Consider the following 15,561-nt stretch of genomic DNA (forward strand, 5'->3'; position numbering starts at 1 on the left):
TTTATTTCTGCTAGTATTGGGGGTACTATGGTTCCCCCAAGTATGTGAATGCGATTAATTAAAGTAGTACATAAAGCGCCAATTCGAGTCGCGAGGATCAGTAAAAAGCGCCAGCAAATAAGGCTCCGACGAGCTTTGGTTGGTTTGAAAATAGCTTTGGCTCAGGAAAAACAAGAAACCCGCGAAATGCTGGATATTTACAAACGCTACCCGCATGGTGGCGTGTCTAAGCAAGAGTTGACCGTGGCAAATCAACAGTTTGTTGATATTTTAAAAGGATTGGGTCTTGGTGTATTTGCTCTGTTGCCTTTTGCGCCCGTTACCATTCCGCTTATTGTAAAGCTGGGTCAGTGGTTAGGGGTTGATGTGCTACCCAGCTCATTTTCTGTAGGAAAAAAAACTAAAAACTCCCATAAATCAAAAGATTAAAAGTAAAAAGATAGCTGATCTTATGTTATTGCTGCGCTTTATGCATCCAGTGAGTGAAATATTTTTCCCACCTTGGTATTCTCTTGTCAGGTTTATGTAATTCAAGAGGCACGTATGAGTCAGTTACTTGTTCACTCATCACAAGGAATACCGGTATATTTTATTAAGGAAAGCCAGCTAGGCGAATGGTTAGAGGAAAATGCACCACAAGCCAAAAATATCGCGCTGGCCACCAGACAAAAAGCGCAGAAAACATTATTGATCCCTGATGTTCAAAGCGGCGAAATCTGCGCTGTTTTGTGCCTGGTCGATTCACAGGATGATATGTGGCTGGCTGGTGATTTACCTGCTCAGTTGCCGCAAGGCACATATAGATTGCAAGGCGATGAGGCATTTGTTGAACAGGCCGCGCTAGGTTACCTGCTAGGTGCATATACATTCGATGCATACAAGAAGGCTACTGCACCCAGTGCCAAACTGGCCATTGAGTCAGAAGTCATGTTGAAAAAATTGCAGGATCAGGCCGATGCTATTTATCTGGTCAGAGATTTAGTGAACACGCCGGCTGCTGACATGATGCCTCAACATATGGCAGAGATCTGCATTGAGATGGCAGCGCAATTTGGCGCACAGTTTTCCCAGATTGTGGGTGATGAATTGCTGGAACATAACTATCCAACTATTCATATGGTTGGCAGAGCGAGTGAAAACAAGCCACGCCTGCTGGATCTAAGCTGGGGTGATGAGGATGCACCAAAGCTGACTTTGGTTGGTAAAGGCGTCTGTTTTGATTCGGGTGGCCTGGATCTTAAGCCGGCATCCGGCATGCGTAACATGAAAAAAGACATGGGCGGCGCGGCTCACGTACTGGGTCTTGCTCATATGATCATGGCGGCCGGTTTACCTGTGCGTCTGAGAGTATTAATACCTGCTGTTGAGAACGCTGTGTCGCGTAACGCATTTCGCCCTGGGGATGTCATCCAGACGCGTAAAGGTCTGACGGTCGAAATTGACAACACAGACGCAGAAGGTCGCTTGGTATTGTGTGATGCTCTGACGGAAGCACAATCGGAACAGCCTGATCTGTTAATCGACTTCGCGACCTTGACTGGTGCATGTCGAATTGCGTTGGGCACAGAATTACCGGGTTTCTATAGTACCGATCAGGATGTGGCCAATGCCATGATTGCACAAGGTAACACACTTCAGGATCCTATCTGGCAGTTGCCGTTGTTTGATCAGTATAAAGCACTGTTTAAGAGCGATGTGGCCGATATGGCGAACTGTGGATCAACCCCGTTTGGTGGCTCTATTACCGCAGCTCTGTATCTGAAAGAGTTTGTTGAACCAGAGCAGACTCCCTGGGTACATTTTGATGTGATGGCGTGGAATTTACGCTCGCTTCCGGGCAGACCTGTTGGCGGAGAAGGACTTGGTTTAAGAGCCACTTTTGCCTACCTTGAACAACGTTATGCATCATAATTAGCCTGTCTGAACGACAACATCAAAAAAGGGCCAAAGTGGCCCTTTTTTAATGTTTCTAAATAAGGAAAACCTGGGAGGTCAGGTTGCTAAAATTTTTAAAAGTTTTAGAGTATCACAGGCTTGACCCTTATTTTGAGTTTCATTTTGTCTATATTTACGCCTCATCAATCTGAACTGGCACCGCTTGAACCTGAGTCCTCTGCGTTACCGCATTTGTCTAAGCAGTTCTGGAGCTTGCAAATCGCGGGTTGGTTGGGCTACGCGGCCGTTGTGTTTCTGGCAATCATTCAGCCTCAGTTTGACTCACCCGGTTTTAATTTGCCCGGACAGGTGCTCAACCTGGGGGTCGAAAGCCTCAGTGGTTTTTTGCTGTCTTATCTTCAGTGGCTGTTTATTCGTAAAATCATCCATCAGCCGCTGCAGCGCACACTCTTTATCAGTTTTCTGTCTGCGGCTTTACTGGGCCTGATTTATAACATTATCAAGCTCGCCAGCTACAAGGTCATAGTACATGACCAGCGCTGGGATCAGGCCTGGACCATGCTGGAATTCGGCGGCTGGTTGTTGTTTTCACTAACCACTATGTTTGTCTGGACATCGATATTTTTTATCATGTTATATAACAGCAGATTGCAAAAAGAGCATGAACGTTTGCTCAGAGCGCAGACCCAGGCAAAAGATGCTCAGCTACAAATGCTGCGTTATCAGCTCAATCCGCATTTTATGTTTAATACCATGAACGCCATTTCAACTTTGATCCTCAAAGAGGATAACGACGCGGCATCAGAAATGCTCGATAAGCTCTGTGATTTCTTTCGTCACTCACTTGAGGCTAAACAGGGTAGTAGGATCACTTTGCAAGAAGAAGTTCAGCTCATCGAACTGTATCTGGCGATAGAAAAAGTGCGCTTTGGTGCGCGCTTGTCAGTCCGCTATGCGATTGAACCCAATGCGCTGAAGGCACTGGTGCCGAATATGCTATGTCAGCCTGTGGTAGAAAATGCCATCAAGTATGCCATTGAGCCAAGCAAGCAAGGAGGGGAAGTGAGCATATCGGCGATACGGCGGGCGGAGCAACTCGTGATCGAAATTTCAGACAGCGGAACAGGTGATAACACCATGACCGAAAAAGGGTTTGGAATAGGACTTAACAACGCCAAATCGAGATTGGATGTGATGTATAGCGGTAATTTCACCGTCTCTTTGAATAAGAATGAAGCCGGGGGTAATACTGTAACCTTAGTGCTGCCATATGAGGTTGACTGACCATGACAAAACCACTCACAGCTCTTATCGTAGACGATGAGCCTCTGGCGCTGGAAGGGCTGAGTCTGAGATTGGCGAAGATCCCTGAAATTGAGGTGATAGGCCAGGCTGAAAACGGGGATGATGCAATCCGTTTATGCCAAGAGTTGTGTCCCGATGTGTTATTTTTGGACTTGCAGTTGCCCGGTCTCAATGGCATCGAAGTAGTACAGGCAATACAGGCGGATGTATTACCTATGGTGGTTTTTGTCAGTGCATATAGCGATTATGCGTTGGAAGCCTTTGAGCTTAACGCGATTGACTATGTACTGAAACCAGCTAACCTTGGACGTTTACAAAAAACGGTGAACCGGATCCTGGAGCGTCGACAGCCACGTCAGGCCGAGCAGGAGAAGTACCGCTTGCTACAGGCACTCACTGAAACCTCGGGGTTGGCAGTGACAGAGTTAGAGTCCTGGCTGGAAACCGATCATCCGTTACCTACCGCTCAGGACAAAGAATTAGTTATTAAAAATAGTGACAATGAGCAAGTATTTGTGCCCATGGATACGATCCGCTGGATTGACGCAGCCGGAGATTACATGTGCGTACATACGGATTCAGACACTCACGTCCTGCGTATTACCATGAAAAAGCTGCAGACTTTACTGGATGAAACCCGGTTTGCCCGGATCCATAAATCTACCATAGTCAATTTAAGCCATGTGACCGCCATTAAACCTTTGCGAAATAACGAGAGCCTGGTCACACTCAAAGAGCAGGTAGAGCTGAAAGTCAGCCGCAATTATAGCCAGGCATTACAGCAATTTGTTGCTAAAAAGAAAACACTCAGTTAGTTGGCGAGTGGTAAAGCGACTCGTGAATACTAATCACAAGCTGTGTATTTTACCTTTCTTGGTGCAACAAGAGCACGATATAGTGCAGCCTGTTTTTACTCCACATGACTTAAAGTCTAGCCAAAACAAATAGCTAACCTTTCATCTTATTTTTGTATCGCTTTGTCGTGCACTATTGTGGCCCATGAGCATGTGTCGCACCAGTTGCTCATGATGGCGCGTTTCCATTGTAACATTCTGGTTAATTGAACAGGATAGCCTCAGGAGCAGACTGAGTTGGCTATCTGATTCACTGCTTATTCTTTGTAGTACGACCTGTGTACAGGCCTTTGTATAAGTGGCCTGTTGCAAATAACAACCACAGCGGGCCTGTGCCAGACTGTAAAAAGAATATGTTCGTACTGCACAACAATCGGCTCGATTAGTTGGAACACACATTATGATAAAAGTTGCAAAATCCCTCTCCAGTCTTGGCGTCTTGCTTGCGTTAGCGGGTGTAACCGGCTGTGGTGGCGACGCTAAAACACACACTGATCTAAGTAAAACTGACCCACAGGCACCGGTTTCTGATTGGCAGCTGGTCTGGCAAGACGAGTTTGATGACAGCCAAATCAATGCTCAGAACTGGACGCACGAAGTGGACTGCCTCGGCGGTGGAAACGAAGAGCGTCAGTGCTATACCGATGATAAGGCCAATTCTTATGTCAGCGATGGGACATTAAAAATTGTCGCACTGGGTGCGGCCGATAATGCAGAAAAACCCTATACATCTGCACGCCTAATCACCAGGCACAAAGCTGATTTTAAATATGGCCGATTTGAAATACGCGCAAAGTTACCCAGCGGCCAGGGCAGCTGGCCGGCATTTTGGATGTTGCCAACGGATGAAGTCTATGGCGGCTGGCCCAACTCCGGCGAAATAGACATAGTCGAAGCGGTCAATCTGAAAGCACAAGGTGCCGATGGCGCACCTGAGGCTCAGGTATACGGCACTTTACACTATGGTAAGGATTGGCCGGACAATGTACATTCTGGGAAAGCGTACACTCTGCCAGGTGGTGCTAACCCTGCCGATGACTTTCATACCTATGCAGTAGAATGGCAGGAGGGAGAGATACGCTGGTATGTTGATGACTACTTATACGCCACGCAGCGACAGTCGGAGCCTTTGTATGATAGTAACGGCGATGTTTTTAGTTTGAAACACCGGGGCTGGTTTGCCGAGTATCATGAGCAGGGCAGCGGCGAGCTGACCACACACTGGGATAGCGCGCCGTTTGACCAAAATTTTTATCTTATCTTAAACCTGGCCGTTGGCGGTAATTGGCCAGAAGCTGTCAATGAAACAGGTGTGAATGCCGACGCGTTTGCAAATGGACAAATCTTTGAAGTGGATTACGTCCGAGTCTATCAGTGCCAGCAAAACCCGACAACGGGTAAAGGATGCGAAACGATTCGTGCCGGATGGGACTCGCCCCAGGACGCATTGGTTGAGGGCAAGGCGCCTACTCCACCTCCCCCGGCAACAGCAGGTGATAGCCTGCAAATTTTTGACGGTGAGCTTAACAAAGACTGGCCTGCCTGGGATTGCTGTGGTGGCAGTGTGCCAGCCTTGGTGGACGACGACACTGCGGGAACGGTCATCGAGTTTAGCGTGGGTAGCGAACCGACGGTGAATGGTTTTATTTCTCGCGACCCGATGGCGTCTGATGCGGGCGGCACACCCAGCCCATTCGATGCGTCTTCCCTGATAGACTCTGGCACGGTGCGTTTCGATTTGAAAGTGACCTCAGCGCCTGTGGATGCACAAACGCCCTGGATGCTAAAAGCAGAAAGTGCGAACGGCGATAAGGTGATTGAAATTCCTTTGTCTGAGAGCACTGAGGGCCTACAACCAGTGGCCGGGCAGTGGCAAACCTTTACTTTTCCTTTACAGATGCTCGCTGAGCGAGGCCTGGATATCAGCAGCATTGACGCAGTCCTGATATTCCCGGCATGGGGCAGTGGCGAAGGCGCCGTCTATCGTGTTGCTGAAGTGGCCATTGCCGCACCACAAAGTGCATCAGCGTTGGTGGTGTTCGAAGACAGTGAAAACCCTGCCTGGCCAATGTGGGATTGCTGCGGCGGGTCAGTACCTACGGTTGAGTTAGACGACGATGCACACGGCAATGTCGCGGAATTTAAAATCGGTGACACAGCGACGGTGATGGGCTTTATTTCCCGCCAAGACTTTATCACAGCTGAAGGGGTCAGCGCGGCGCCGTTTGACGCTTCTTCTATTCTGTCTAATGGTGTTGTTGAGTTCGATATGAAAGTGGTGAGCGCGCCACAAGATACGGCCGCGACCTGGTCTTTTAAGGCTGAATCGGTCAATGCTGAAAGTGTCGCCGAAGTTGCTTTAGATAGTAGTGTTCAGCAAGCAGCGCCTGAAGTTGGCCAGTGGCAAACGTATACATTCAAATTAACTGATTTGGTTGCTAAAGGTTTAGACATCAGCGCGATTGACGTCTTAATGGTTTTCCCTACCTGGGGCCAGGGTTCAGGTACGGTATATCGCATAGACAACGTCAAGATTTACGACCCGAATCAGGCCGATGACTTTGTGGGTGAAATTTTGTTTGCCGATGATGTTAAAGACAAATGGTCGCTGTGGGACTGCTGCGGCGGTTCCACCCCTACGCTCGAAAATGATGATATGACTCAGGGTATGGTTGCTGAATTTAAAGTTGGTGCTGAGCCAACTGTGATGGGGTTGTTTGCAGAAGATGGCCATTTCATTGATGCGTCAGCTTACCTGAAGTCTGGGTCAGTTCAGTTTGATCTCAAAGTAGTGACTGCGCCGAGCGATAGCAGCGCTCCCTGGAAGTTTAAGATCGAAGCGCTGGATGCTGATTCCGTCTTAGAGCTAAATCTAACGGAGAGTCTGGAGGCCACGGCCCCTCAGGTTGGCCAGTGGCAAACCTATACTTTCCCTCTTCAGGTACTGAGTGATGGTGGGGTCAATATCAGTGGTATTGACATTATCATGGTCTACCCGGCCTGGGGGCAGGGTGAAGGAGCTGTATACCGGCTCGACAATGTGATGATCACAGCCAAATAAACCTAAACCGATGGCGTGGCATAGCCACGCCCAGACAGCGAAAATTATTCAAGCAGGTCATTATGAATACAGTAAATTATAAACTCTCACATGTCGCGATTCTGATCGGTGCGGTACTTGGCACTTCTATGGCACAGGCAGAGCAAGTCGCAGCGCAGGCCGGCGAAGAAACCCCGGAAGTGATTGAAGTGCGCGGTATTAAGGGCAGTTTGATCCGCTCCATGAACGTTAAACGAGACATGTCGGGCGTAGTGGACGCGATTTCCGCAGAAGAAATGGGTAAGTTTCCCGACACCAACCTGGCGGAATCTTTACAACGAATTACCGGCGTGGCTGTTAGCCGCAGCAACGGAGAAGGGAGCCAGATCACGGTGCGAGGCTTTGGCCCGGACTTTAACCTGGTAACGCTCAATGGCAGGCAAATGCCGGGCACCGGGAATAGTCGCTCCTATAACTTTGAGAATCTGTCGTCCGACGGAGTTTCAGCATTGGAGGTGTACAAGACGGCTCGTGCGGATAATCCAACCGGTGGATTGGGCGCGACGGTGAATATTGTCACTGCACGCCCGCTCGACAGTGGTGCGGAAAAAATGTCTTTTTCAGCTAAAGCGATTCATGACTCTTCTAATGTGGCAGGCGACGACATTACGCCAGAGGTCTCAGCCCTTTACTCGAATGCGTTCTTTGATGAAACGGTCGGGTTTGGCTTTACCGTCAATCATCATCGGCGCGACTTTCAACAGCAAAGCGCCAATATTCAGGGCTGGCAGGCGAATGTAGACTTGCCTACCAATCTGGACGCTGACAGTGTTGTTGATAATCGTCCGCTGAATAAGGACGGGGTGCCAGCAGGAGACTACTTCTTCCCCCGGGATATGAACTATCAGATAAGCGACTTGCAGCGTGAGCGAACCAATGGTCAGCTTGTTTTTCAGTATGCGCCTAATGACGACATTGTGATGACACTCGATTACACCGGCACGAAATCCATAACCGGCAAGAACGCGATTTCATGGGGCATGTGGAATGACTATGGTGGCAACATCAACGGTTACGAGCTGGATGAAAATGGCACAGTTGTGTATGCCGACATCAGCGGCAACGACGGCTCATTCAGCGCCTCGCGCTCAACGACTGAGGTGAAAGAGCGCTCGGTTGGTTTTAATGTCCAATGGCAGGCGAGTGATGCACTGAGCCTCACTTTGGATTATCACGATTCCCAAAGCGAAACCGACAATGGCGCAGACTCAGGCCTTGGTAGTGAGGGCACATTGGTATTGGGTTCAGATCAGCTAACGACCAAGCGCTACGATTTTCGCAGCGGTGAGATCCCACATGCAGAAATCCTGTGGCGAAATGGTACCAATGAGCTGGCAGCCAGCGAAATCGACTCTCACTTTAGTCAGTTTGTACACTCCCCAGGCAAAGCCACGGTTGAGCAATTACAGCTTGATGGCGTCTGGGAAAACCTTAGCGATCGCTGGGGATTAGTGAATGTCAAATTTGGTGTGGCGCGTACTGAACAGGAGATGAGTGGCTCGAATGCCTGGAGTGGCTTAATTGGAGGCTTTTTATTTAACCCTGCCTGGCCGGAACTATTCCCCGATGGCATGTTTACCCAGCATGACACGAGTGACTTCCTAAATGCATTTGACGGTGGCGGCAGTGGGTTACAGCCTCACTATTACTACACCTTTGACTTCGATGAAGTTGCTGCTCGCTCTGAAGCCTTTTTGACCAATGACTTACTCGGTGGCAGTGACTATTTCGCGACGACGGCATATCACGATATGGGAACTGTATCGCGTGAAAGCGTGACAGAAGAAACCAACAGTATCTACCTGTCCAGCTTCTGGGAGTTTGAAGTTGCCAGCTATCCGGTACAGATAAACGCAGGTGTACGCTATGAGCAAACCGATGTGACCAGCAGCACTTTCCAGCCAACGCCAACGGCCGTGTGGTGGAAAGGCGGCAGTGAATGGCATACCCAGTTTTTACCTGATGGCGATGCCTTCTTTACCCTTGAAGGTGAGCACGATGTGGTTCTGCCTATGGTGGACTTGCGAGTGGATGTGACGGATGAACTGGTTGCCCGACTGTCCTGGGGTAAAACCATTTCCCGTGCGCCGCTTGGCGACCTGGTCGGTGGCCGAAGTCTAACCAACAGCCCTAAAATCGGTTCGCGCAATGCCAGTGAAGGCAATACCAACTTGCAACCATTTGAGTCTACTAACTTTGACCTCAGTTTGGAGTATTACTACAACGAAGGCAGTTACGCGGCCATTGGGTATTTCGATAAGTCAGTGAAAAACTTTATTGGTAGCCAGGTTAACTCGACGACTGTAGAGGGGTTTCACGATATTTATCAGGGTCCCAGATGGTTGCAAGCCGTTGCAGACATCGAAAGTCGTGGCGAGCAGGCCACCAATGACGCCATTTTTGCTCAGATGCAGGCCAATGGCGCAACGCTGAATGAGCAGGGCTACATCACCCCCAACGCTGATGACCCGTTGATCGTGTGGGATTTTACACGACCATTTAATGCGCCCGATACTAAGTCAGTTGACGGTTTTGAAGTGGCAGTACAACACCTGTTCGGCGAAACCGGTTTTGGCGTCGGGGTTAATGCGACATTTGTTAATGGCGATGTGGAGTTCGATGTTGCCAGTCTTAAGCAGCAAACCCCGCTTACAGGACTTAGCGACTCTGCCAACTTTCAGGTGTTTTATGAGCTCGACGGCCTGTCGGTGAAACTGACTTACGCCTGGCGAGACGAGTATTTGATAGGGGTTGGGCAGGATCAGGGGTCTTCCGACAACCCGCCGCAATTTGCCAAGGCCTTTGGTCAATGGGATATGAGTGTTAATTACGACATGACGGAGCAGTTGACTGTATTCTTCGAGGGCGTGAACCTCAATGATGAAACCGAGCAGGGCTTCGGCCGATATGAACGTCAATTTTTGTTCGCCCGCCAATACGGTCCCAGATATGCGCTGGGCTTCCGATATAAGTTCAATTAATTCCGGGTACGCTCTGGCGGTTGCTTAACGCGGTGCCAGAGCACGCTTTCTTTATTTTTTTGGAAATTCATTATGGCTAGTTCATCTGTGATGCTGGATACCCAGCATGAGGCACAGCCGGGTAACGGGCATAGATTTGCCTTATTCACGCTGACCACGTTGTTTTTTATGTGGGGTTTTATTACCTGCTTAAATGACATCTTAATCCCCTATCTGAAAGGGGCATTTTCCTTAACTTATACCCAGGCCATGCTGGTGCAGTTTTGCTTCTTTGGCGCCTATTTTATCGTCTCCATCCCGGCTGGCATATTGGTGGGCAGGATTGGATTTAAAAAGGGCATTATCACAGGTCTGAGTATTGCGAGCATTGGGTGTTTATTGTTCTACCCGGCAGCCGAGCTGGGAGTCTATGGGGTGTTTTTGGGGGCGCTGTTTGTATTGGCTTCTGGTATTACTGTATTACAGGTCTCTGCAAACCCTTTTGTGAGTGCCCTGGGGCCTGCTAAAACGGCTTCGTCACGTCTGACGATGACCCAGGCATTTAACTCACTGGGTACAACGGTTGCGCCCTTTTTTGGAGCCTGGCTTATTTTTTCTGGCAGCAGCGAGGCGGCACATGCAGACGCTTCCGCGGTGCAATTTCCTTATCTGATGATTGCAGGCGCACTGGCCGTGTTGGCCATCGTCTTTGCCTTTATCAGGCTGCCGTCATTGGGGGCAGAGCCGCAGGGTGCGCCTTCGTTGAAAAAAGCCCTGCAATACAGACACCTCAAACTGGGTGCTGTGGCTATTTTCCTATACGTCGGTGCTGAGGTTGCCATTGGTAGCTTCCTGGTGAACTTTTTACATGATCCACGCATTGCCGGGTTGAACGAAGCGCAAGCGGCTCAGCTAATCGCTTATTACTGGGGCGGGGCGATGATCGGGCGTTTCATCGGTGCGCTGGTGATGCAAAAAATTGCGGCGGGAAAAGTGCTGGCATTTAACGCGCTTATGGTCATTGTACTGCTGTGCATTGCTGTTATGACTGAAGGCAGTGTGGCGATGTGGTCCGTGCTGGCGGTCGGTCTGTTCAATTCCATTATGTTTCCAACCATTTTTAGCCTTGCGATTGAGAAGCTGGGCGACAGCGCCAGCCATGGTGCTGGTGTATTGTGCCTGGCCATTGTGGGTGGCGCCATAGTGCCGCTGCTTCAGGGGATGGTGGCGGATATCTCTGGTGTGCAACTGTCTTTCCTGCTTCCAGCAGTGTGTTACGTGTTTATCGGTTACTTTGGCCTCAAGGGACACCGACCTGTTTTTCTATCCACGGAGAAGTAAAGTGAAGAAAACAACCATCAAGATTTCACTCAGTGTGCTGGCTGCTAGTATCCTAACGGCGTGCGGCTCAGCGCAGCCATCGGCAGAAGTTAAGAAAGGGCTTGATATCTGGCCCAAAATACACTCAGAGGTGGGCAAAGATCCCGAAATAGAGCGCCAGGTTGCGGCACTACTGAGTAAGATGACGTTAGAGCAGAAAGTGGCTCAGATGATCCAGCCTGAGATCCGTGACATCACAGTCGAAGACATGCGGCGCTACGGTTTTGGTTCTTACCTCAACGGCGGCGGCGCATTTCCCGGCAACAACAAACATGCCAGTGTCAAAGACTGGGTCGACCTCGCCGAAGCCATGTATCAGGCGTCTGTGGATGACTCGCTGGATGGCATTAATATTCCCACCATGTGGGGGACTGATGCGGTGCATGGCCACAACAATGTGATTGGCGCGACGTTATTTCCTCATAACATCGGCCTCGGGGCTGCAAATAACCCCGAGCTGATTGAAAGAATTGCTCAGGCAACAGCGAAAGAAGTCATGGCAACAGGCATAGATTGGGTATTTGCACCCACAGTTGCAACTGTGCGTGATGACCGCTGGGGTCGCACCTATGAAGGTTATTCTGAAGACCCCGAGATAGTTAAAGCCTATGCGGCAGCCATAGTACATGGCTTGCAAGGCCATGCGGATGGAGACTTTTTGGGTGATGATCGGGTGATCAGTACCGTGAAGCACTTTCTGGGCGATGGCGGCACGGTCAAAGGAGACGACCAGGGCAATAATATCGACTCTGAACAAGTACTGTTTGATATTCATGCTCAGGGGTACGTGGGTGGTCTGACTGCGGGTGCACAATCTGTGATGGCGTCATTTAACAGCTGGCAGGGCGAGAAAATCCATGGTCATCACTATCTGCTGACCGAGGTACTGAAGAACAAGATGGGGTTTGATGGCTTTGTGGTGGGTGACTGGAATGGTCATGGTCAGATCCCTGGCTGTCGCAATGACGATTGTCCACAGGCTGTCAATGCCGGTCTGGATGTGTATATGGTGCCGACCGATGCATGGAAGCCTTTGCTTGAAAATACCATTGCACAAGTCAAAGCGGGCTTTATTCCACAGTCTCGTATCGATGATGCCGTAACGCGTATTTTACGGGTGAAATTCCGTGCGGGATTGTTTGATAAACCCAGCCCGGCAAAGCGACCGCATGCAAACAATATGCAATTGATTGGCCACGAAGCGCACCGCGAAATCGCACGCCAGGCCGTTCGAGAATCTCTGGTGTTGCTCAAAAACAATCATCAGTTGTTGCCGCTGGCACCCAATCAACGGATTTTGGTAGCTGGTGATGCGGCTGATAACATAGGTAAGCAATCGGGTGGCTGGACCATAACCTGGCAGGGTACCAATAATCAGAATAGCGATTTTCCGGGCGGCCAGTCTATTTATGATGGCATTGCACACCAGGTTCAGCTGGCAGGGGGGGAAGTTGAACTGAGTGAGAATGGCCAGTTTAAAACCAAACCTGACGTAGCCATTGTTGTATTCGGTGAAGAGCCATATGCCGAAGGGCACGGTGATCGGGAAACGCTGATTTATCAGCATGGCAATAAACGCGACCTGGCGTTACTTAAATCGCTCAAGGCACAGGGCATTCCTGTGGTCTCTGTTTTTATCAGTGGCAGAGCGATGTGGGTCAACCCGGAGCTCAATGCCAGTGATGCCTTTGTGGCGGCCTGGTTGCCTGGTTCTCAGGGCGAAGCTGTTGCAGATGTTTTGCTGAGAAACGCCAGGGGTGAGATACAACATGACTTCAGTGGTCGCCTGTCATTTTCCTGGCCTGCACACCCCAGCAAACCGGTCAATCGCTACGATAAAGATTATGCACCTTTATTGCCTTACGGGTTTGGCCTGAGTTACGGAGACCCCTCAGTGCTGACTAACACTTTATCAGAAAAGGCAGAGACCGCACTTAGCTCATCAGATGTGTATCCGCTATTCAATGGTAAAACATCCCAGCCATGGCAGATGAGATTGTTCTCAGGGGAACAAAATCTGGCTGTAACCGCGAGCAGTATGGCCCTGGAGGGGCTGAGCTACCGAACGATAGACAAGGACATTCAGGAAGATGCGTTCAGGGTCGACTGGCAAGGCCCCAAAGCGGGTGTTCAGTTTGTCAGTGGTAATGGCTTCAGAGAAGATTTAGCTCGATATCAGGCTGCCGGTGGTGTGCTTAGCATGACAGTCAAACGCGGTGATGCGGTTGCAAACAATGCGTTCATTGGCATGCATTGCGAAAGTGAAGGCGATGCGCCGGGAAGTTGTCGGGCTCAGGTTGATATTAGTGCTGAGTTACAGGGGTTGCCAGCAAAGCAATGGCAGATGCTGAGTATTGATTTACAGTGTTTTGCCAGCCAGGGAGTAAAATTTGGGCAAATGGTGATGCCATTTGAATTACTCGCAACCGGCAGCATGAGCCTGTCGTTTAGTGACATCAGTATAATGCCTTCGGGGGATAAGCGAGCCACGGTTCACTGTCAGGATTAACATCAGAGGTAATATAAATCAGGCACCTTTCGGTGCCTGATTTACTCACTAAGCGGGATTAGTCACGCTCAGGAATATTTTGCAGTAATGCCTGCATTTGTTGCCAATACAGGCCAACTGATTCAATGTGCACTTTCTCGTCAGGAGAGTGCGGGAATTTGATCGTCGGACCGAATGAGATCATATCCATATTCGGGTAAGGTTCTTTAAACAGACCACACTCCAGCCCTGCGTGGATCACCATGATATCTGGCTTGTTACCATAGATACCTTCATACATATCACGGAAAATATGCACCAAATCAGAGTTAGGGTCTGGTTTCCAGCCAGGGTAAGCACCTGAAAACTCGATGTTAGCACCAGCCAACGTTGCAAGTGAACTCAGTGTGCCTTCGACATCTGTACGGCCTGAGTCGATCAAAGAGCGGATCAGGCAAAGCACTTCTACTTTATCTGCATCAGTGGTGATCACGCCCAGGTTCAATGACGTTTCTACGACACCCTGAATATCATCGCTCATACGGACAACGCCATTCGGACAGGCATTGAGCAGAGCCAACAAAGTGTCCCGAGAGTTCGCAGACATTGCATCAAGGGTGGTGCCTGTGTCGCTCACTGCAAAGGCCAGATTCGTCTCAATGGCACCAAGCTCGTTACTCAGCACAGTTTGGAATTCGCTCAGGCGTTGCTCCAGTATGCTGCGCTGCGCTGGTGCAATGGCTATCGTTGCATAGGCTTCACGCGGGATGGCGTTACGCAGTGAACCACCTTTAAAAGCGATCAGGTTGTAGTCCACATCATTCAGATGATGCTTTAGTACTCTTGCCAGCAATTTATTTGCGTTGCCGCGACCGGTATGAATATCGACGCCTGAGTGTCCGCCTTTAAGCCCTTTTAAACTGACTTCTACAAGCTGATGTCCGGCTGCAATGGGTTGGCGCTCAATATCGACTGTCATGCTGGCATCTACACCGCCAGCACAGCCCATATAGATTTCACCTTCTTGCTCCGAATCCGTATTCAGTAGGATGTCGCCTTCCAGCCAACCTGCTTCAAGACCAAACGCGCCAGACATTCCTGCTTCTTCATCTACGGTCAGCAAAACTTCCAGAGGGCCGTGTGGAATATCTGATGAAGCCAGTACTGCAAGGCAAGACGCCATACCCATACCATTATCAGCGCCCAGAGTTGTACCTTCAGCCGTAACCCACTCACCATCGATATAAGGGCGAATAGGGTCTTTGGTAAAGTCATGATCTGTGTCGTCATTCTTCTGCGGCACCATGTCGATATGTGCCTGAAGAACGACGGGTTTACGATTTTCCATGCCAGGTGTCGCAGGCTTTTTAATGAATACGTTGCCGGTATCATCACGGCGCACGGCCAGGCCCTGAGATGTCGCCCAGTCGACAATGAAGGTGGCTAACGCTTCTTCATGTTTTGACGGGTGTGGAATTGCACAGATCTGGTCAAAGAATTGCCATACAATCTGAGGTGCCAAATTGGCGATGTCGGAATGAGGTTTAAACACCGGGTTCCCCTTATTTGAGCTATTGT

General features: G+C 49.6%; 9 protein-coding genes. 8 read left to right on the forward strand and 1 reads right to left on the reverse strand.

Annotation, left to right across the window (positions count from 1 at the left end; all coding sequences use genetic code 11):
• Positions 1-48: 48 nt before the first annotated feature.
• From ACXAH1_RS12670 to ACXAH1_RS12705, 8 genes are all read left to right on the forward strand, one after another.
• Positions 49-429, forward strand: coding sequence for a hypothetical protein (locus ACXAH1_RS12670; protein ID WP_475197168.1), 381 nt, complete (start codon positions 49-51; stop codon positions 427-429).
• A 114-nt stretch (positions 430-543) separates the two neighbouring features.
• Positions 544-1,911 carry a leucyl aminopeptidase family protein gene (locus ACXAH1_RS12675; protein WP_475197170.1) on the forward strand — a complete coding sequence of 456 codons (1,368 nt, stop codon included), beginning with the start codon at positions 544-546 and terminating at the stop codon, positions 1,909-1,911.
• A 147-nt stretch (positions 1,912-2,058) separates the two neighbouring features.
• A complete protein-coding gene (locus ACXAH1_RS12680) occupies positions 2,059-3,180 on the forward strand; it encodes a sensor histidine kinase (RefSeq protein ID WP_475197173.1) in 1,122 nt (373 codons plus the stop codon).
• A 2-nt stretch (positions 3,181-3,182) separates the two neighbouring features.
• A complete protein-coding gene (locus ACXAH1_RS12685; protein ID WP_253049844.1) occupies positions 3,183-4,016 on the forward strand; it encodes a LytR/AlgR family response regulator transcription factor in 834 nt (277 codons plus the stop codon).
• A gap of 439 nt (positions 4,017-4,455) precedes the next feature.
• Positions 4,456-7,116 carry a family 16 glycosylhydrolase gene (locus ACXAH1_RS12690; RefSeq protein ID WP_475197175.1) on the forward strand — a complete coding sequence of 887 codons (2,661 nt, stop codon included), beginning with the start codon at positions 4,456-4,458 and terminating at the stop codon, positions 7,114-7,116.
• Between the two features lie 62 nt (positions 7,117-7,178).
• Positions 7,179-10,136: a TonB-dependent receptor gene (locus ACXAH1_RS12695; RefSeq protein ID WP_475197177.1), complete on the forward strand. Its 2,958-nt coding sequence runs from the start codon at positions 7,179-7,181 to the stop codon at positions 10,134-10,136.
• 72 nt (positions 10,137-10,208) lie between these two features.
• The gene (locus ACXAH1_RS12700) at positions 10,209-11,456 is read left to right on the forward strand and encodes a sugar MFS transporter (RefSeq protein ID WP_475197178.1); all 1,248 of its coding nucleotides are present in this window, start codon (positions 10,209-10,211) and stop codon (positions 11,454-11,456) included.
• A 1-nt stretch (position 11,457) separates the two neighbouring features.
• Positions 11,458-14,004 carry a glycoside hydrolase family 3 protein gene (locus tag ACXAH1_RS12705; protein WP_475197180.1) on the forward strand — a complete coding sequence of 849 codons (2,547 nt, stop codon included), beginning with the start codon at positions 11,458-11,460 and terminating at the stop codon, positions 14,002-14,004.
• 58 nt (positions 14,005-14,062) lie between these two features.
• Here the strand turns inward: ACXAH1_RS12705 and ACXAH1_RS12710 are convergent, their stop codons facing one another.
• On the reverse strand, positions 14,063-15,535 hold the full coding sequence (locus ACXAH1_RS12710; RefSeq protein ID WP_475197181.1) for an aminoacyl-histidine dipeptidase: 1,473 nt from the start codon (positions 15,533-15,535) through the stop codon (positions 14,063-14,065).
• Between the last annotated feature and the right edge of the window lie 26 nt (positions 15,536-15,561).

The sequence above is a fragment of the Pseudoalteromonas sp. AWH4_217 genome, from assembly GCF_056161105.1.

What these genes read in the sequence shown, in the direction of transcription:
- ACXAH1_RS12675 (WP_475197170.1), top strand. Translation starts at nt 544, where the DNA reads ATGAGTCAGTTACTTGTTCACTCATCACAAGGAATACCGGTATATTTT.
- ACXAH1_RS12685 (WP_253049844.1), top strand. Translation starts at nt 3,183, where the DNA reads ATGACAAAACCACTCACAGCTCTTATCGTAGACGATGAGCCTCTGGCG.
- ACXAH1_RS12690 (WP_475197175.1), top strand. Translation starts at nt 4,456, where the DNA reads ATGATAAAAGTTGCAAAATCCCTCTCCAGTCTTGGCGTCTTGCTTGCG.
- ACXAH1_RS12695 (WP_475197177.1), top strand. Translation starts at nt 7,179, where the DNA reads ATGAATACAGTAAATTATAAACTCTCACATGTCGCGATTCTGATCGGT.
- ACXAH1_RS12670 (WP_475197168.1), top strand. Translation starts at nt 49, where the DNA reads ATGCGATTAATTAAAGTAGTACATAAAGCGCCAATTCGAGTCGCGAGG.
- ACXAH1_RS12700 (WP_475197178.1), top strand. Translation starts at nt 10,209, where the DNA reads ATGGCTAGTTCATCTGTGATGCTGGATACCCAGCATGAGGCACAGCCG.